Genomic DNA, 17,766 nt, shown 5'->3' with positions numbered 1-17,766 from the left:
GCCACGCGCGCCAAAAAAAAGCTCTGGATAAAAGACGAATCGCGCGGAGAACGAAAGAGCCTCGTCCGCACGTTCGCGGGCGAGGCTTGCGATTATTTGATGGATCGCCTGGGCTAGCGCGTCATCATGACCGGCGATCCCACGTCGACGCGATCGTAGAGGTCGGAAACGTCCTCGTTCAACATTCGAATGCAGCCGTAGGAGGCGGCCGTGCCGATTGAAGCGCGCATCCTCTGGGTCGTGCCGTGAATCGCCACTTCGCCGCTGCTGAGCGTCAAAGCGCGCACGCCCATCGGGTTGCGCGGCGAGCCGCCACGAATGAAATTCGGCAGTTCCGGGTGGTCGGCTTTCACTACCGCTGGCGGAACCCAGTCGGGATTGACATATTTTCCCTCGATGGACGTCGCGCCCGACCATTCCTTGCCGCGCTTGGGGACGGCCACGGGGTAGCTGATGGCGACTCCTGTATCGACAACATAGAACAGCCTTCGCTGGCTGGCGCTGATCACGACCGTGCCGGGAGCGACGTGGGGAGAGAAAGAGACGATGTTGCGCGCGTTCGCGTCCTGCGGAAGCGCGGCGACGCCAAGGCCGACAACTGTCGCCATCAAAACTGACTGAAGCGTTCCGATTGACGTTCCAGCTGACGTTCCGGTTGACTTGGCGGTGTGGGATCGACGCAAAAAAGCAAATAGATTACGCATGACGCTACACCCTACGTGTTGAAGCCTCGACAGCGACTTCTCGAATGGCGGCAGTCTAACTTTGGCCATGATCTTGTCGAAACGTTTCGCGTTTTCAGGTTATGGCTTAACGTTAAGATAATTTGGGATGTTCTATCGTCGCGACCGCTTCGCTTCAGATCATCGCTTCAAGATTGCGCCATCCTTTCGTCGAAATTCATGCGCTTTGCGCACTTGCAGGGTAACTGGCGCGGGCGCGGTAATAAGGCATGAGCGAGACAGTCGGACCGCCGAAGATTTTTGATCGCGCGCTGCTGCGGCGGCGCTTGCGCCGCGCCATGTCGAAAGGCGCGCCGGATTTCCTGATGACGCGCGCCGCCGACGATCTGCTCGATCGCCTGCTGACGGTGAAGCGCGAATTTCCGCGCGCGCTCGATCTCGGCTCGCCGAGCGCGCATTTCGCGCAAGCCGTCGTCGCGAGCGGCCGTGCGCGGCCTTTGCGCGCGAGCGGCCATGCCGGCGACGTCATCGCTGACGAAGAAGCTCCGCCCTTCGCGCAGGGCTCATTCGATCTGATCGTCTCCGGCATGTCGCTGCAGTGGGTGAACGATCTGCCGGGCGCGCTGGCGCAAGCGAGACGCATACTTGCGCCGGACGGACTCTTCCTCGCCTGCCTCGCCGGCGGCGCCAGTCTTGTCGAGCTTCGCGCCGCCTTGGCGCAGGCCGAAGAAGAAATCACCGGCGGGGCGAGTCCCCGCGTATCGCCTTTCGTCGACGTGCGCGACATGGGCGGGCTGCTGCAGCGCGCGGGCTTCGCCCTGCCCGTCGCCGACATCGACAGCTTCACGCTGCGCTATGAGTCAATCTTGGGGCTGATGAAGGATTTGCGCGCGATGGGCGCCGCCAACGTCCTTGTCAAACGGTCTCGCAAACCCCTGCGGCGCGACGTGGTTGCGCGCGCGGCGCAAATCTACGCCGAGCGCTTCTCGGACCCCGATGGACGCGTGCGCGCGAGCTTCGAAATCGTCTGGGCGTCGGGCTGGGCGCCGCATGAGAGCCAGCAAAAGCCGGCGAAGCCCGGCTCGGCCATGATGAGTCTCGAAGACGCGATGAAATTCCCGCGCGAGAGCGAATCCTGAACTCGAGCGCTTCCCGATCACATGGAATCATGTGATCGATAAGGAATCGCTCAACATCAAAATTTTGGAGCAGATTCTCATCGAAAAAGTCTGTCAACTTTTTCGGAACCTGCTCTAAGGCGCGACCTCCACCTCGACGCTGCGGGTTTTAACGGGCGCAGGCTCCCATGGGCGCTGATAGGCGAAGACGATTTCGGCATGTCCGGGTTTGAGCGCGCGAATTTTCCAATGACGCACGCTGGGGCTGCCGACCATGCGTCGCCGCCCGCCGCTGCGGCCGCCGTCCGAAATCGACAGAATGTCGAGATCACGGCTCGCAGCCGGATCGATGCGCCAGGAATAGCCGGTCGTCATATTCTCCTGCAGCGAAAAAATCGCGCTGCCGCCCGGCGCGAGCTTTATGACGTCGCTGGCTTGCGCCGGCAGCGCGACGAAAAGGCTGAATAGCAGCAAGCGCGACAGCAGACGCTTCATGAGTTTCCCTTTGCCGCGTTGGCGATCCGTAGTGAAGCTGCGGGCGCAGTCGCGCAGCTTAATATACGCCCGGAATGAGCCGCGCCGTACGTGCGCGATAGGCCTCATAGGCCGCGCGGAACTCCGAACTCAACAGGCGTTCCTCGGCGTTCATCCGCGCGACGAGCGGCGGAATATTCGCCAGCGCCAGGACGACGCCCACCGCCGTATTGAACGCCAGCCCCCAGCCAAGCGCCGAGATCAACAGGCCGAGATAGCTTGGATGTCTGATGCGGCTGTAAAGTCCCGTGGTGACGAGTTCGTGTCCAGGCTGAATGGCGACAAGGCCACTGAAGCGGCGCCCGAGCACGGCGACCGGCCACAGACGCAATGCTCCGCCTGCGGCGAGCAGAGCGACGCCGAGCCACCGCACGGCGTCTCCGTCCAATCTCCACAGTCCCTGCCGATCGGCCCAGGCAGGCAGATAGGCGCCGAGAAGCCCGATGACGAGAAAGGTCGGGATCACCCACCGATTGCCGCGGTCTTCCCGCTGGCCAGAGCTGAGATTGCCGCCGACGAAGAGCGACGCGACTCCGAGCGCGAGCGTGACGACGACAAGCGCCGTCCGCGCCGAATTGGCGAAGTAGGCGTCAACCCCGCCGGCGCCAAGGATCGCCAGCGCGAGATAAAGGCCGATGGACAGCGCCACGGCCAGCGCGCGGATCAGCAGCGGACGCATGGAAATCATGGGTCCAACTTATTGGTCGATCCCCGAGCGACGCACGGGACCAGCGAAAGGATCAACTTACTTGCGGTGCTTCGCAGCCTGGCTGCGCGTGGCGAACCCGACTGACTTTACCTGGCCTGGGCATTTTCCGCATGTCACGCGACCTTTCGGGCTGACGTAAGCGCAAAGCCCGCGCGCGAGGCACTCGTCCGTCGTCACGGGGCGTGCGCTCGCCGCGGAAGTGATAACGCCGCCGCCAATGCACGCGGCGATCGCGAGGATGAGAAGATTACGCATAACAAACTCCTTTAAATTGAGAGAAGTTAGAATGAGTCGGTAACTAGCGCGGCCCGCAATCTGGGAAAGCAAACATATTTCTCTCGAGCGGTGATCCTCCATTCGTGCCTTTCCGTCCGACATTTTTTCGTCCATCGGCCGCTCAAGCAAACTGCGCGAGCGACGCGTATCGCCTCCCCGGACACTGACACGCGACCGCCAAGAGCCTAGCTATCTGACTAGATCGATTGCCTCTCGGCCGGCTCGGTCGAGCGCGCTGCCGCGCCCGGCAAGCCCCGCCGCAACGCCCCCGACGCCATCCCCGTTCAATAATCGGGCGTCTAGCCGTGAACCGCGAACCGGCAAGATGCTCGGCGCCGATCTGCTTGCGGAGGCTTTGCGTCGGATTGGGGTCGCTGCTCAAAGAATAGGCATCGCCGCCCAAATAATTCTCTCCAATAAATTTTGTCATTAAACCCCTTTTGAAATTAACCAAATCAGTTTTTTATGAAAAGGAGCTCAAGTCCGGAGCAAGCGCTGTGTCATTTTTGCCACGTCAACAATAAATGTCGACTGATCAACGTTACTCATCTTCCTGTGATGCGTTGCTGCTGTTACAATTACCGCTATACGCAAAGATATCATGATTGTGACGAGTGAACGGGATCAGATCTGCTGCGCCCACGCATTCGCTCCCAATTTTCAAAGCGGCGTAAGAGCCTGGAAGGCTCATTCCGGCGTTGAGCGGTACGCTTCGCGCTGGAGCGAGAGAGTGGGATTCCATGAAATCGTTCGGCGCGCTTACAGTCGTAGCGGCAGGGGCAGGCCTCGCGTTGGCAAGCGCAAGCGATGTCTCAGCCGAAACAATTTCCTCTGCGCTCGCTCGGGCTTATGCGGGTAACCCGGACCTAAACGAGCAACGCGCCGACGTGCGTGCGCGTGACGAAGACGTCTCGAGCGCCTGGTCCGGACTGCGTCCCAACGCCAATATTCAGGCAAGCGTCGGCGCGCAGCGCTCGAACCTCAGGATTCCAGTGCGACTGCCGGTGATCAATCAGCGCATCCCGCTTACTGATGAATATACGGGATATCCGCGTGGGGCCACGCTGAACGTCTCGCAAAATGTCTTTGATGGCGGTCGCACGGAGAATTCGGTGCGCCGCGCCGAGTCGAGCGTATTCGAGTCGCGCGCCCTGATGCGGCTTTCTGAGCAGGAGATATTGCGCAGCGGCGCGACCGCTTTCATGGACGTGATGCGCGACGCGGCGATCCTATCGCTGCGCAAGAGCAACATCGCCGTGCTCGATCTACAGTTGCACGATACGCAGAAGCGCTATCAATCCGGTGACGTGACGAATACCGACGTGTCGCAAAGCGAAGCCTCCGTCTCCCATGCGCGCTCAGAATATTTTGCCGCCGAGGCGCAACTGAAAAGCAGCGCCGCCGTTTACCGGCAGATAATCGGTGTGGAGCCGAAACGTCTCGAGCCGGCCCCATCGGTTGAGCGGATGTTGCCCAAATCAGTGAGGGATGCGATTGACGTCGCGCTTGTCGAACATCCCGCCATCGTCGCGGCCTTACATCGGGTGGACACCGCGGAGTCGGCGGTGAAAGTCGCCGAGGGCGCGCTTTTGCCCACGCTGTCGGTCAATGCGCAAGTATCCCAGCAGTATGACTCTTTCCTTGGACTGCCCGGCTCGCGGCAATTTTCGGCGGGCGTCAACGGCGCGCTCAATGTCCCCCTCTACCAGGGAGGAGGGGAGTATTCCTCGATCCGTAAGGCGAAAGAGGTGCTCGGCAAGGCGCGCCTCAACGCCGACGCACAGCGCGACCGCGTTCGTGCTAACGTTGTCTCGAGCTATGGTCTGCTGGACACGGCCAGATCGCAGATCAGATCGGATCAGGCGACGGTGAAGGCGGCCGAACTCGCTCTCAAAGGCGTTCGGGACGAGGCGCAGGTGGGGCAGCGCACGACGCTCGACGTGTTGAACGCTCAGCAGACTTTGCTCAATGCGCGCGCCAATCTGGTCATTTCCCAAAGGGACCGTGTCGTTGCCTCATACGCGATTTTAGCCGCGATCGGCAGACTGACGGCCGAGACGCTCAATCTCAATGTCGTGCGCTACGACCCTGTCGTTCATTTCGAGCAGGTCAAATACAAATGGTACGGAACCGATACGCCTGATCGATGAACATGCGCGGCGCGGCGCCGCGACGAGCAACGCCTGAACCTACAAGCGAGGTTTGACGCCCGACTGTTTTTCGGGATCCTCGGCCGAGGCCTCATTCTGCCGGACAACTTCGCTGTCCATCAAGCTCACGTTGAATCGCGTGGCGTCGGGCTCGTTGAGCCAGACTTTCAAATCGTAGCTCGGCCCGGATTGCCACGCCCATCCCTGGCAGTCGCGCTCGGCTTTGGGCTTTGGATGGTATTTGGAATATTTTTCGCTCACTTTGAATTCTTCGATGATGAAATCGAGAAGCTCCGGACAGGTCATCGGTGACAGGAACACGCCGTTCAGCCTGTAGACCTTGCCGGTCCGCGGGGTGAGCGCATAGTTGACGATGGAGCCGTCCTCAAATCTGCAGGAGAACTGTTTCCCATATTCAGATGACGATGCGAAGAACTCCTCGGCGCGCATGCCGCCATGAAACGAGACCTTTCCGAAGTTGTTGCATTGCGACCGCGCGAGTCTCGCCGCTTCATCCTTGGACATGCCGAGCGAAAAGCCCCGCAGATCGCGTTTGAGGGACTGAGCCTGGGCGTCCTGCACGCCTGAGAAGATCACAACAGACAGCAGAAGAACCATGAACCGCGTCTGTCGTATCGAGCGGCTCGAGTTCATCTGGGTTTCCTGATCGAAAATCCGGCTCAAGAGTATCATTATCGATCTCCTTGCTGAAACAAGCTGTCGATTCAAGGGAGACCAGGGAAAAAGTCGGGTCAGTCAAGCGCCGCGCCGAAAACGTTATCGTTGGGCCATCTCACATTCATCTCGCTGGGGCAGACCGCAGTAGCGTTCGAGAGTTCCGTTGTTGAAATGACGCGCCTAGCCCGAGACCATCGCATCGGGCGCTTCTTGGCTCATGCGTTTATTTGTACAAGTTGATACTTGATCTGTAAACGCCGTTAATGGCCGACCTTCAACCGCATGATGCGCGGCGAGTCTGGTCGGTTGATTTGGAGAAGAGGCTTGTGTCTTTTTAGCAGCCATAAACGTGGCTCGGTGGGAATATGGACTTAGTCGATACGCGGCATCGCCTGTTCGGGAACGCGCGTCGCGCGCGCGATCGCGCGGACGCCGCTAGGAAACTGCGAGGCGAGCCATATAAGGGCGTCCTGGCCAACCGAATGTCTGAAGAACATGCTGTTCAACGGCTTTGAAACGCGCATTTGCTTTCTAACGATCTTACTGAAGCGGTCATGAAACTCATGCGAGGTCGCGCCTTCGAGAAACATGTTGGCCGCCAGAACTGCGCTGCAGCTCGCCATGCCCATCCCGTCGCCGGTGAAAGAAGGGATCACCGCAATCTGATCTCCAAGCCGCCACAGGCCCGGCGGGTCCGCAGGGGACGGATTGTGTACAAAACCATAAGGAATGCGGCTGATCGCAAGCGGGCGATCCAGCAAAGGCACGGCGCCCTCCAAGTAAGCCGCTACGTAGCCCGACTCGCTGCTGAATTGCTGCAGAACACCTTGCCAGGTTCCCCCTCCTTCGGCGAAGCGGTCTTCGCTGATCACGAAACACAAATTGACGCGATCGTCTTCGACAAGCATTAGCCCGAGATAGCATTCCTTGAGGAGAATGAGCTCCGTCACCCACCGCAGATGCTCAGTCTTTTTCTTGTTGAAACGGTAATACATTTTCAAAGCAAGATAATCGCTTTGGCGCCCAGGCGCAGCGCGCTTGACGCCACGCAAATCGTGCTTGCCACTCGCAAGAAAAATCGCGCGAGCCGGCGCGCTATCTCCGGAGCCGAAGGACACTTCGAAGCCGCCGTCATCCGATTGCTCGATGCGTCGCGCCGCCTTGCCGCGAATGACGTTCACGCCGCAGGACGTCGCATGTTCGAGGAGAGCCTCGTCGAGGATTTTTCTCGATAGCGCCAGAGCCGGAAAAGGCAGCGGTTGGTCCACGCTGCGATTTCCCCGAACCAATCGCACACGGTTGATCGGTCGAGCGCCCAGATCCACCGGGTCTACGCCAAGAGATCGCAAATTCGCGCTGACCTCACGGCTCATGAACTCGCCGCAAATCTTATGACTGGCCGACGACGAGCGCTCATAGAGATCGACGCGCCGACCCGCGCGGGATAAAGCAAGGGCCGCCGTAGCTCCAGCGACGCCGCCGCCGATGATCACGCTTGCTTCCGTCACGATACGACTCCTCATTCTACCTCTTCGCGAAGCAATTCCGGAGTGACCGGTTTGTCCTTTGGGGGCTCCTCACCGTCTGTTGAAGCGATTGTTGCGTCGATGGGCCCAAGCCAGCCGCTCGCGAGAGCGACGGCTTACGAAGGCGTGTCGCCTGGGGCGGAATTCGACTGCCGCGCCGCGAAGCAGTGCGTAAATGGCCTTGCGGGGCTCTCGTCGAGAACCCAGTCATCCTGATCTGGCCACAGCTTCGATAGATCGCGGTTGTTGAAGCCGGCGCGCACGCTCGTCTTCGCATCCCATTGCGTGATGTCGTTGCAGCCGATGACCCAGACCAGGCTGCTCGCCATGAGCGAAAAGCGATCGCGACGGGGTTCGCATGCTACGAACAGCGTCGTGCGCGCCGCCGCCAATTCAAGCAAGCGGGCGAGGTCGGGGTTTTCAAAATGATGCAGAAACAGATTTGCTGAGATGATGTCCGTCGTCGCGGCGTCATGCGAAAGGTAATCGAAGACGTCTGCGACGACGCTCTCCACCCGCCATCCGATCGCTTCAAAGGCTTGGCGCGTCTCGTCCGATAGAATGTCCTGTTGGTCGAGCAGGCGCACCGTCACGCCTTGCCACTTCGGCGCCAGGCGATTTGCGACGCCGAGCATCAATGCACCGTCGCCGGAGCCGAGATCGAGAATAGTTTTCGGCGTCCTGTCGAAATGGCGGGAAAGCATCGTCGCCATAATCTTGGTCTGCAACATCCAGCTGTTGACGCGCTGCAGGTCGCGGCGCGACTGCATTGCTCGGGGATCGTCGCATGGAAGAGAATCCAAAAGTTCAGGATATACTGCGCGAGCGAGCTTAGCCATTTTGGCGCTCTCCTTCTGATAGCCCTGTTAGGATAATTCCGGCGCCCGCCTGGGCGTTATCTAGAATTAGCCAATCAATTCGCGCGACTCCTCGCGCTCCGTCAGTCGCGCGCTATGGCGAATCGCCCCGCGGATTTTTGCGCCTTCATTGGTTGGAGCCAACCTGTCTGCGCCGAGAGCGGGTGGACCAAAAAATAAGCGTCAACGCGCAGCCCGACGGGCAATTTCACGCCGGGGTCGAGATCTATAAGCACCTGCAGCGCCTTGGCGTCGACGCGATCGGTCGGCCGACCGGTCTGAACCATCTTGGAGCCCATTCTGGACGACACGCGGAAAACTCGTCCGCCGAATTTCTGATTTGGGAACGCGTCCGCAGTGACCTCGACGCGCTGCCCGGCGACGATTTTTCCGACGTCGGTCTCATCGACGTCCGCGCGCACGCGCAGACCGCGAACATTGCCGACGATGGCGATCGGCGTCGGCGGCACGTGCGTCACGGCTTCGCCGGCGACGCGAGAGCGACGCAGGATCGTACCCGCGATCGGCGACCGCACCAGCGTCTTTTCCAAAAGCGCTTCCGACAGAGCCACATCCGCCTCCGCGAGCCGCACCCGCGCGCGCGCCGCCGCGAGATCTTCCGCGCGCGGCGGAGCCTCGAGCATCGCGAGCCTTTCCGCGATCGCCGCGCGCCGCGCCTTGTTGACGTTCCAGTGGGACGTGGCCTGATCAAGCGCCGCTTGGGGCGAAACGCCGCTCTTAGTGAGCGGCAGCCGTCGCTCATGTTCGCGTCGCGCCAAATCGAGCGCTGCGTCTGCCTCCATCAGAGCATCCTTCGCCTCTCGGCGCTCCTCGGCGCGCGCGCCATTGGTGAGGCGCTCAAGTTCGGCCTGCCGCAGCGCAAGCGCGGCGCGCGCGGACTCCAGTCGAGCGACCTGCTCGGTATTATCGAGCGCCGCGATGATCTGACCGGCCGCCACCTCATCGTTCTCCTCGACCCGCATCTCGCGGATGACGCCTGTCGCTTGCGCGGAGATTTCTCGCTCCTCGCCTTCAGGCTCCACCATTCCCGGCGCGGCGGCGACATGCTGCGCAAGACTGGCGAGCGACGTTGTGGCGCGAGCGGTTGACTGCGTGCTCTCGATCGACTGAAAGAGAAAGAGGCCCAGCGCAGCCAGGCCGAGGAAAGTCAGAATTGCGACGACGCGTGACGACATTTTCATCACAAGGCTCCCATTGCGTGTAGGGGAGATGGACCACGCGGCGTCGCCAAACGCTCGGCGATTTGTCCATCTTCGAGATGTATCACCCGATCCCCGAATTGAAGAATGCGCGGATCATGGGTGACGATGACCACCGCTCGCTCCTGCTGATGCGCAAGCATCTGCAAAAGCTCAATGGCGCGAAGTCCGCTTTCTGCGTCCAGCGCGGCAGTCGGTTCGTCGGCCATCAGGATCTTGGGATCGCCGGCCAGAGCGCGCGCGATCGCGACGCGCTGTCTCTGGCCGCTACTCAATTGAGAGGGAAAGGAATCGAGCCGCTGACCTAAGCCCACCGATTTCAGGAGTTCGCGCGCGCGCTCCCGAGCAATCTGCCGGGACACTCCGAGAAGATCGAGCATCACCATCACGTTTTCCGTGGCGGTCAGCACGGGGAACAGATTGTAGGCTTGAAAAATGAAGCCAAAATATTTCAGCCGCAGCGCTGCGAGCTCCTCTTCGCCGAGCGCCTGCGTGTTTTTTCCATAAAGCATCACCACTCCGCTCGAAGGGCTGAGCAGCCGACCCAGAATATGGAGCAGCGTCGTCTTACCGCTGCCCGACGGTCCCACAAGCATCAGCAACTCGCCGGCGTAAACCTCAACGTCGATGTCCCGAAGCACGGTGACCGGCGTCGGTCCGGTGTCGAAGGAATGACTGACGCCAGAGGCGCTGATGACGGCGCGTTTCATCTGAACACCTTCACTGGATCAATTGATGTGATCTTGCTGATCGACACCAGCGAGGCGCCGACGCACATCAGCACGGTGACGGCGCCGATGCCAACAGCAAGCCAAGCTGGGAAAAGCGGCGGCGAACTCATGTTCCGGCCGAGATACACAAGCACCGCCACGGCGCCGATCCCGACGACGCTTCCGATCAGACCACCGATCACCGCCTGTTCAATGACGATCTTGTAGAGATACCATCGCGGCCCGCCCATAGCACGAATGACTGCGTATTCGGGAAGACGATCCATGGTGCTAGCGTAGAGCGTTTGTGCGACGATCACGACGCCAACAAAAAGCGCAAGCAGCGAAGAGCAGATGATCGAAATGCCCGCACCCGTGGTCAGAAGCCAGTATTTCTGGCTATTGGCCGCAAATTCCCGCGAGGTCATTACGTCGACGTCTGGCATTCGGGCGGACAGTCTCTCGATCACCGTAGCCGGATCCTGACCGGGGGCGAGCCGGATCAACACGTAAGTGATGAGATTGTCTGTTCGACCCAGCAGCGATCGCGCGTTACGTAGCGAGGTAAAGACATAGGGCGATTGCGTGAATGTTCTTATCCCGTCCGTAAAGCCGACGACCCGCGCCCGGCGATCATTAATTTCAACAAGTTGATTGAGTCCGGTGACACCAAGCTTTTCGGCGTAGAGTCGATCGATGATAATCCCATCGGGGCTGGATAGCGCCTCTCGGAAGCTTTGCCCGGCGGGCAAAGTCAGCGGCAAGCCCATCTCGGCGCCCGGTTCGACGCCAATGAGGATGACAATCTGCCGTATCCCGTCGGCGCGCTTCCAAAAGCCGAAATGCAGAAGATAAGGCTCGGCGACGGCGACGCCTTCCACCGCCAGCGACTGGAATCTGCGTCTGCCGTCGATCGGCGTTGCAAGATCGACGCTGGGAACGCCATGCGCGGCGACCCAAAGATCCGCGCCGGCATGGTCCACGACGGTCGACGTCGTGTGAAGAAAATTAAGGAGCATGCCCAACTGAATGCCGACGAGGATTGTCGAGAAGGCGATTCCGACGATCGTCACAGCGAAACGGACACGATCGTGGACGAGGTTTCGCCAAGCGATGAGAAGCGTCAGACTCGGACGCATCCATGCAACGCCGCTGCGTCCGCCAAATTGTCTCGTGGCGAGGCCAATTTCTTTTCCTAGCGACATTTCGAAAGGCTCCCGCAGCTATTCTAGTTCTTCAAGCGCACCTTGCCGGTGACTGCGCGCAGCGCCAGGCGCCATATTCTCTCCGCTCGCAACATCGGATGACGCAGCCGACGGACTGCGTCCTAGCGCCTCAATGAACCTACCGCAGCCGGCTCGCCGCTTCTCTGGTCTCTAAGACTTCAGCGGCGTCCTTCGTCAGCCGTATGGCGTCACGATTGACTTGGATCTTTCTTCGCCTGAAGCCGAATCTCCACGATGGCGCCATTGACGCCAATCTTGTCCATGTCGACATAGCTTGGTCATTCGTACGATCGTCCCAGGCGTCCTCGATCGAGCGCATGATGAAGCGTCCGATAAACTGCATCTCGTCCGAGCGATGTCTGACTTCGCCGCTCGTCAAGCGCTCGATTTCACTGACGGCGTCGGTTGCCGGCGCCACTCTCAGTTCAGACGCCTTGCGCCGTGCAAGCTCGTTGATCAGCGTTTCGCCGGTCATTGAATAGAGAACGTAGACAGGGCAAACGTCTATCGCCGAGTCGCACTCGCTACGATCGATCTCGAAGTAGCAGTATCGACTTCCGTACCAGGAATGGCCCTCGTGCGGACAACTTTCGTCCTTGCGAACCCATTCGATTTTTAGATCTTGATCAGGAAGGAAATACATCACAGTCCCTCCGCTAGAGGAGTAACAACATTCGTCCAAAACCGTTCCCACGATTCCAGCGAATTTCCGCTAAACGCGCATCGTCTTATCGGATGACGCCGCCACACAACGCTCCGGAGAACGAAAACATCAGTACGCTTGCTCTGCAGGCCGGACATCATGATTCCTTTGATACAACGCAGCCGCCCTAAATCGCGCGCGGATCGGGAAGATCGCGTTTCCAGATGACGGTCTGATTAGGACCGAGCAGCTCATAGCCGATCCCGCGCCAAACGATGCGTCGAGAGAAGCACGATACGATCACGTTCCAGAGCGCCAGAGGCGCCACCAGAGGCATTACTCCAAGATAGGCCCATCGAAGGCGTCTCAACTCGTCGCGATGCTGCGGCAGAATGCGCATCGCAAAGGTGGTCTGCAGCCAGCACTGTAAGACCATTGCAAACGCCATGCCCGGCAGCAGCAGACTGACGACGCCATCGGGCAGACCTTGTTGGGCGAAGGCTCTGTAGAGAAGCGACGCGACAAGCACAAAAAGAGCGCAGAAATACAACGTTAGCGCCACGATCTCGCGCCATGCGCGTGGCATATAAACTCGCGTCAGGATGATCTGGCGGTTCGTGAATTCCAGAACGTCACTCAAGCTCGCGTCGCCCCGCGAGGCGACCAGACAGCGGGGCACGAATTGAATGCGCCGCCCATGCGAACGAACCGCGGTCGTCACGCTGCCGTCGTCGCTCACCCCTCCCCGCCAGCGTTGCCGGATTTCCAAGTTTTCGAAATCAACGCGGCGCATCGCCATAGTCCCTCCCCAGGCGAAGCTCGACTCATCGCCAAACAAGAACAGCGATTGCGCGTTCCAGGCGCTCAACAGCAGAGACCCGAGGCCGCTGCCGGCCGGAAGATACCAGCGATAGCCGGTGGCGACGCCCACTTCAGGGTCCGCGAGTCCTGCGGCCAGATTGGTCAGCCAATCCGTTTGCGGCTGTGCGTCAGAATCGCAAAAGGCGATGATCTCAATGTCGGGAAAGAACTCATCGAGAGCGTCGACCGCGGTGGCGAGATTATGAACCTTCTGTCCGCAGGCCGCGGCGGGGCCAGCAGTGATCAATCGCGCCGGAGGTGAAGCGCCCTCGATCAGGCCTTTGATCAACTTATGCGCCGGATCTTCCTCGCTCTCGGTCACAAACAGCAGCCCGTAGTTATTGTAGTCTTGGCGCAGCAACCGCCGAACGGTTTCGACCAGAGCGCCATCTATCCCCTTACACGGCAAGATGACAGCTGCTTTAGGCTGCTCTGTTCGCAAGGACGGCGCGCGGCGGAAACACTTTGCGAAGCGTAGCATCGGCGCGAGCACCACGAGCAGTTGCAGCCCCAGGAAAGCGATAATCAGCGCGTAAAGCATATTCTGCTCCTCGGATTAGCATCAGCCAACCAGGCCTGAGCGGAAATCGACGCCACCATTCTCCTCACTTCGTCGCGTAAACGGTGTGCACGCGAAACTCCCTCATCTGCGGATCCTGCTCATCGTCGATGCGCCGGAAGCCGGCGGCCTGAAGCAGGCTCCGCACCTTGTTCAAGCGGCCTTCAACGTCGTGCACTTCGACGACGATCTTGTTGATCTTTCCCCAGTCGTCGGCTGTGACGCCTTGCAGGATGTCGAGTTCGGCCATTTCAGCATCGATCTTCACGAGATCGATGCGTGTGAGTTCTTGATCGCGGATTGCGTCTGAGAGCGACAACGCCTGACACGAAACGCGTCGGCCGCGTAGCAGGATTTTAAGAAGAATGCGCAGAGCAATTTCCTGGGGCTTGGGCGGCAGTCGCTGTATCCATCGCAGAAATGGCGGGAACTGAGGCAGTATGTCTCGAAAGCCAAGTCGAACCGACGCTGCGTTCGAATCATAGGGATAGGCTGTCGACATGGAGGTCAGCAGCGGATAGTGGGTGAATTCGATCGCGCCGCTCTCTCGTGAGAGGGCGTAGGGCAAGGTGACGAGGCTATCGAGCTTGTACTTCTTGGCGTTGGCCGTGAGGCACTTGAACAGGTCAGGAATTGGCTCAAAGGCGAGAATTTTTACGGCCCGTTTGCCCCAATCGCACGCGGTCAAGGCAAAGAGTCCGATGTTCGCGCCGACGTCGACGATGGTGTCTCCCTCCTCAATTTCGATCCCATGTTTGAAGTAGGGCGCAATCTGTCCAAAAATGATCGGGGCCTCCAAGGGATTCACACAGTACACCCGCTGTTCATTGGGAAGCATCGTCTGCAGCATGATCCCTCCTCGGCGAATGCCGACAAATGGTTTCCGATTACGCGACTGACTGCTCCAAGTCTGCGTAGGCGATAATGAATCCGTCATCTTCAATCGTCGAAATGCGCGCGCGCGCGTTCCTGTCCTTGTGCGAAAGGACGATCTGTCCGTCACCGGTCATTTCGGCAGCCTCCATCGCAAGCGGTTTCCCCTCAAGACCGACGCCCAAGAGCTTGCCGACCGCTTCCTTCGCGCACCACAGCCGGGTCAACCAAGCGTCGCGTTCTTGGACCGGAAAACTACCGATCATCTCGCGTTCCTTCGCTGAGGCGAAGGCTTCGACTACGCCGACGTCGCGCGTGGCGATACGCTCAATATCGACGCCGATGTCATGCTCGTGAGCGACCGCTATCGCTCGTTCATCGCAATGGGAAATGCTCACCGACGGCGCGGATCCCAAGCCCGGCGCGGGCTTGACGAACGGTCGTCCGCGTTCATCCGAAGAGATGGCGAACGCCGCCGGATGCGACATCTCCCCTTGCTGTCGCTTCGCCACCCACAGGCGGACGGCGTCCTTGGCCGCGACGCGGCCATAGAGCCACTGCCGCTGGCGCTGGGGAAAGCGTTCCAGTTCTTTGAAGGTCAGCATTTCGTCGGCGCTCAGACAATAGCGCGCGAGCAAGGCGGGATCGAATTGCTTCAGCTCGGCGCTTGAAAGCATCAATGAAACGGCGCCCTCGAAACGCGGCGCGGGCGCTGGCGTCGTTAACAAGTGTCTGTCGGGCTGACGACGGAAATCCACCAGGCGCTTTTCCCAGCGAAACTTCCATGTCCGCCAGCCTGAGATTCGCATCCAAACGCCGCCTTCGCCATCCTGCACCTCGACATCGGCGACGAGCGTCTTGCCTTCCGACTGCAAGATCTCAACGCGCACAGGCGCGCGCGTTCCGACCGGCGGCGTCGGCCGATAAATTTCAAGTTTCAAGAGACCGATTGGAAAGACGTAGCGCTCTTGCTCCATCGCCCAGAGGCCGACGATTTGACCCACCGCGTCGAGTAAGCAGGGGTCCGTCAAAAGTTGCGGAGAACGCGTCGATCCAAAAAGCTCTTCGGCAGACCGCACACAAAGCTCGCCGACGATTCCTTCGTCTCCGAGAACGGACTCTCCAACGAGACATTGAAAGCTCGGTCCGTGAAACATATGCCGCTCGGCATAGATTTCATCCGCTGTGAGCGAGTGAGCGCGCGCGTTGCTCAAATCGCTAAAGGTCGGCGACAATTCGACCAAGTAGCGATCTCCGAAAAGAACAGTCGCAGTGATCGCGGGAGAGCTTTTACCTTCGACGTAAATGGCGGCGGAAATGCTGAAGGCCCCGCGCTTCGCATCGTGACGAACGATCTGCGTCTCAATGTTTAGCGCGACTTCGTCAACGTCCGCCAGATCGATCCAGGTCACCGAGCGTACGTCTTCAAATCCGATCAGACCGCAGCCCGGCGCGAGACACGCCGCCGCCTCGGCCATGATTTCGAGGCTCATCGTCATCGGCACGACCGGCAGACAGGCCGACGTCGGCTTTATGCCAGGCGCATGAACGAAAGCGTGATCGGCGAGGTAGAGATCTTCGTGAACGCTGAGTTTGCGCTCGATCGTGATGCGCTCGCCGGGAACGTAATCGAGCACGGAACCGATGAACGGCATGCGCGGTTCGCTTGTATCCGCCTCTTGGATCTGAACACAGCTTCCCGCGCCCGCTGTTGCCATCGGGCTGGGCCGCTCGGAAAGATGAGCTTCTTCTTCCGGCTGCTCGACGGCGAGCGCCAGCTCCTTCGCGTCCTGAACCTCGAACATGCGCGCGATGAGAGGCGCTCCGCCCTCGCCCGTCGCTGGCCAGGATGGAGCGTCGCCGCCGTTGACTCTCTTAGCGCGCTCGAAGCTCATATCTTTTCCGCCACCAAGCCGGTGATCGTCAAACCCGGTCCAAAGGCGAGAGAGACGATGCGGACCCCCGCAGGAATCGAGGGCTCCTCCAAAATTTCCTTCAAGATGTGGGGGACTGTCGCCGAGGACATGTTGCCGTTCTCGGTAAACACCGAATTGCTGATCGCCACCTGATCCGGCTCAAGCCCGAGCGCCTCCTGAATATGTTCGACGATCTTCGGGCCGCCAGGATGAATGGCGAAAATCAGCCTGTGCTTGTCATGCTCGAAATCGACGCCGACGCGTTGCAGCAACTGCTCGACGAATGGGCGAACCGATTGCTTGATGACGACGGGCACCATGACGGAGAGCGTCATGTGGAAGCGTGTTGAGCCAGGTACCCAGGTCATGTCGTCGGCCGAGTTCGGCAGCAGATGCTCGTTGAAGGCGAGGATCCTCAAGCCGCGAAGCCCTCGTTCCCGCAGGTAATCTTCCGTCACCATCGAATATTTTATGAAGCCGTCGGCAAACAGCGTCATCGTGATGATGTTCTCGGCCTTGAGCTCTTCGATGCCGCGGTGAACGGAGAGCACCTCGGTGTGCACGATGTCGACGCGATCCTTGGGCTTGGTCATGGCGAATTGCGACGACGAGAGAAAGCCGTGCGCCATCTTGATCGCCGGAAACGCGCCGTAGCAGCCCATGTGGTAACTATGCGTGACGGTGGTGTTGAACCATTCCTTGCCGGCCACCATCCGCTCCACGGGACTGGGCGCCAGATAGCCGGAACAGGTCACATGGATGAGATCGTCCGGCGCCTCCTCGGCGTCGCCGTACATCTCCTTGAGGCAGCCGTCGGCGACTTTCGCATAGCTCGAATGGCGCGTCTTGATGTCCTTCGCCTGGAGGTTCTCGTAGTTGTCGAAGAGCTGCATATACTCGTGTTCGGGCTCTGCGACCGTGAACTCGCCATTGCTGAAGCTGATGTCGCTGAGACGCGGAAAGAACACCAATTGGCGCCGCTTGATCACTGAGGGAGACAGAGCGAACTTTTCAAACTTTTGCCGCGTTTCGTGAATGATCGTTCCAAAGCTCTCCGCATCGGTGATCCCGTGACTGCGGCAATAGGACTTGGCGAATCCATAGGCTGAAAGTTCGAGAGTCAAAGCCTGCGGCACAGGCTCGATCATGCGGACGGGAACAAAGTTTGTCAGGCAAAACGACATCGCCTACTCCTCGATCTGTCGACTTCGGCGTCGGTAATTGGCG

At 59.7% G+C, this 17,766-nt stretch carries 16 protein-coding genes; 2 read left to right on the top strand and 14 right to left on the bottom strand.

The window, feature by feature from the left end; all coding sequences use genetic code 11:
* Nucleotides 1-113: 113 nt before the first annotated feature.
* Nucleotides 114-608 (bottom strand): L,D-transpeptidase, encoded by a 495-nt coding sequence (locus tag A3OO_RS0112795; RefSeq protein WP_018408235.1) that lies wholly within the window; start codon nt 606-608, stop codon nt 114-116.
* 344 nt (nt 609-952) lie between these two features.
* On the opposite strand from A3OO_RS0112795, the gene A3OO_RS0112790 reads away from it, so the two are divergent.
* Nucleotides 953-1,822 carry a methyltransferase domain-containing protein gene (locus A3OO_RS0112790; protein WP_018408234.1) on the top strand — a complete coding sequence of 290 codons (870 nt, stop codon included), beginning with the start codon at nt 953-955 and terminating at the stop codon, nt 1,820-1,822.
* A 114-nt stretch (nt 1,823-1,936) separates the two neighbouring features.
* Here the strand turns inward: A3OO_RS0112790 and A3OO_RS0112780 are convergent, their stop codons facing one another.
* Both A3OO_RS0112780 and A3OO_RS0112775 read right to left on the bottom strand, forming a co-directional pair.
* Nucleotides 1,937-2,296 carry a protease inhibitor I42 family protein gene (locus A3OO_RS0112780; protein ID WP_018408233.1) on the bottom strand — a complete coding sequence of 120 codons (360 nt, stop codon included), beginning with the start codon at nt 2,294-2,296 and terminating at the stop codon, nt 1,937-1,939.
* A 58-nt stretch (nt 2,297-2,354) separates the two neighbouring features.
* Nucleotides 2,355-3,023, bottom strand: coding sequence for a methyltransferase family protein (locus A3OO_RS0112775; protein WP_018408232.1), 669 nt, complete (start codon nt 3,021-3,023; stop codon nt 2,355-2,357).
* Between the two features lie 1,037 nt (nt 3,024-4,060).
* Between A3OO_RS0112775 and A3OO_RS0112765 the strand changes: the two genes are divergently transcribed.
* Nucleotides 4,061-5,470: a TolC family outer membrane protein gene (locus A3OO_RS0112765; RefSeq protein ID WP_026222947.1), complete on the top strand. Its 1,410-nt coding sequence runs from the start codon at nt 4,061-4,063 to the stop codon at nt 5,468-5,470.
* Between the two features lie 39 nt (nt 5,471-5,509).
* On the opposite strand, the gene A3OO_RS0112760 is transcribed toward A3OO_RS0112765, so the two are convergent.
* The 11 genes from A3OO_RS0112760 to A3OO_RS0112710 all read right to left on the bottom strand — a co-directional run bounded on the left by A3OO_RS0112760 (nt 5,510) and on the right by A3OO_RS0112710 (nt 17,723).
* Nucleotides 5,510-6,163, bottom strand: a complete 654-nt coding sequence (locus A3OO_RS0112760) for a hypothetical protein (protein WP_018408229.1) — start codon at nt 6,161-6,163, stop codon at nt 5,510-5,512.
* Between the two features lie 356 nt (nt 6,164-6,519).
* Nucleotides 6,520-7,656: an NAD(P)/FAD-dependent oxidoreductase gene (locus A3OO_RS21675; protein ID WP_018408228.1), complete on the bottom strand. Its 1,137-nt coding sequence runs from the start codon at nt 7,654-7,656 to the stop codon at nt 6,520-6,522.
* Between the two features lie 134 nt (nt 7,657-7,790).
* Nucleotides 7,791-8,444 carry a class I SAM-dependent methyltransferase gene (locus A3OO_RS0112750; RefSeq protein ID WP_018408227.1) on the bottom strand — a complete coding sequence of 218 codons (654 nt, stop codon included), beginning with the start codon at nt 8,442-8,444 and terminating at the stop codon, nt 7,791-7,793.
* A gap of 170 nt (nt 8,445-8,614) precedes the next feature.
* Complete coding sequence (locus tag A3OO_RS21670; RefSeq protein ID WP_018408226.1) at nt 8,615-9,733, bottom strand: HlyD family secretion protein; 1,119 nt, start codon at nt 9,731-9,733, stop codon at nt 8,615-8,617.
* Nucleotides 9,733-10,461 (bottom strand): ABC transporter ATP-binding protein, encoded by a 729-nt coding sequence (locus A3OO_RS21665; protein ID WP_018408225.1) that lies wholly within the window; start codon nt 10,459-10,461, stop codon nt 9,733-9,735. The genes A3OO_RS21670 and A3OO_RS21665 overlap by 1 nt, the downstream gene beginning before the upstream one ends.
* A complete protein-coding gene (locus A3OO_RS0112735; RefSeq protein WP_018408224.1) occupies nt 10,458-11,666 on the bottom strand; it encodes an ABC transporter permease in 1,209 nt (402 codons plus the stop codon). Before A3OO_RS0112735 ends, A3OO_RS21665 begins: the two co-directional genes overlap by 4 nt.
* Nucleotides 11,667-11,805: 139 nt before the next feature.
* Nucleotides 11,806-12,330 carry a hypothetical protein gene (locus A3OO_RS0112730; protein WP_018408223.1) on the bottom strand — a complete coding sequence of 175 codons (525 nt, stop codon included), beginning with the start codon at nt 12,328-12,330 and terminating at the stop codon, nt 11,806-11,808.
* 187 nt (nt 12,331-12,517) lie between these two features.
* Nucleotides 12,518-13,732 carry a glycosyltransferase gene (locus A3OO_RS0112725; protein WP_018408222.1) on the bottom strand — a complete coding sequence of 405 codons (1,215 nt, stop codon included), beginning with the start codon at nt 13,730-13,732 and terminating at the stop codon, nt 12,518-12,520.
* A gap of 64 nt (nt 13,733-13,796) precedes the next feature.
* Nucleotides 13,797-14,600: an FkbM family methyltransferase gene (locus tag A3OO_RS0112720; RefSeq protein ID WP_018408221.1), complete on the bottom strand. Its 804-nt coding sequence runs from the start codon at nt 14,598-14,600 to the stop codon at nt 13,797-13,799.
* A 37-nt stretch (nt 14,601-14,637) separates the two neighbouring features.
* Nucleotides 14,638-16,518: a 4'-phosphopantetheinyl transferase superfamily protein gene (locus A3OO_RS0112715; protein ID WP_018408220.1), complete on the bottom strand. Its 1,881-nt coding sequence runs from the start codon at nt 16,516-16,518 to the stop codon at nt 14,638-14,640.
* Nucleotides 16,515-17,723 (bottom strand): 3-oxoacyl-[acyl-carrier-protein] synthase III C-terminal domain-containing protein, encoded by a 1,209-nt coding sequence (locus A3OO_RS0112710; protein WP_018408219.1) that lies wholly within the window; start codon nt 17,721-17,723, stop codon nt 16,515-16,517. Before A3OO_RS0112710 ends, A3OO_RS0112715 begins: the two co-directional genes overlap by 4 nt.
* Nucleotides 17,724-17,766: the final 43 nt, after the last annotated feature.

The sequence above is a fragment of the Methylocystis rosea SV97 genome (assembly GCF_000372845.1).
In the GTDB taxonomy this organism is placed as follows: domain Bacteria; phylum Pseudomonadota; class Alphaproteobacteria; order Rhizobiales; family Beijerinckiaceae; genus Methylocystis; species Methylocystis rosea.
The sequence above is the reverse complement of the archived record's forward strand: the minus strand, read 5'-3'. Positions and strand labels throughout refer to the sequence as shown.

Bases quoted from the DNA above. Each gene is read 5' to 3' on its own strand.
- A3OO_RS21670 (WP_018408226.1), bottom strand. From the start codon at position 9,733: ATGAAAATGTCGTCACGCGTCGTCGCAATTCTGACTTTCCTCGGCCTG.
- A3OO_RS0112780 (WP_018408233.1), bottom strand. From the start codon at position 2,296: ATGAAGCGTCTGCTGTCGCGCTTGCTGCTATTCAGCCTTTTCGTCGCG.
- A3OO_RS0112715 (WP_018408220.1), bottom strand. From the start codon at position 16,518: ATGAGCTTCGAGCGCGCTAAGAGAGTCAACGGCGGCGACGCTCCATCC.
- A3OO_RS0112775 (WP_018408232.1), bottom strand. From the start codon at position 3,023: ATGATTTCCATGCGTCCGCTGCTGATCCGCGCGCTGGCCGTGGCGCTG.
- A3OO_RS0112765 (WP_026222947.1), top strand. From the start codon at position 4,061: ATGAAATCGTTCGGCGCGCTTACAGTCGTAGCGGCAGGGGCAGGCCTC.
- A3OO_RS0112735 (WP_018408224.1), bottom strand. From the start codon at position 11,666: ATGTCGCTAGGAAAAGAAATTGGCCTCGCCACGAGACAATTTGGCGGA.
- A3OO_RS0112795 (WP_018408235.1), bottom strand. From the start codon at position 608: ATGGCGACAGTTGTCGGCCTTGGCGTCGCCGCGCTTCCGCAGGACGCG.
- A3OO_RS0112730 (WP_018408223.1), bottom strand. From the start codon at position 12,330: ATGTATTTCCTTCCTGATCAAGATCTAAAAATCGAATGGGTTCGCAAG.
- A3OO_RS0112720 (WP_018408221.1), bottom strand. From the start codon at position 14,600: ATGCTGCAGACGATGCTTCCCAATGAACAGCGGGTGTACTGTGTGAAT.
- A3OO_RS0112760 (WP_018408229.1), bottom strand. From the start codon at position 6,163: ATGATACTCTTGAGCCGGATTTTCGATCAGGAAACCCAGATGAACTCG.
- A3OO_RS0112790 (WP_018408234.1), top strand. From the start codon at position 953: ATGAGCGAGACAGTCGGACCGCCGAAGATTTTTGATCGCGCGCTGCTG.
- A3OO_RS21665 (WP_018408225.1), bottom strand. From the start codon at position 10,461: ATGAAACGCGCCGTCATCAGCGCCTCTGGCGTCAGTCATTCCTTCGAC.
- A3OO_RS0112725 (WP_018408222.1), bottom strand. From the start codon at position 13,732: ATGCTTTACGCGCTGATTATCGCTTTCCTGGGGCTGCAACTGCTCGTG.
- A3OO_RS0112710 (WP_018408219.1), bottom strand. From the start codon at position 17,723: ATGTCGTTTTGCCTGACAAACTTTGTTCCCGTCCGCATGATCGAGCCT.
- A3OO_RS0112750 (WP_018408227.1), bottom strand. From the start codon at position 8,444: ATGCAGTCGCGCCGCGACCTGCAGCGCGTCAACAGCTGGATGTTGCAG.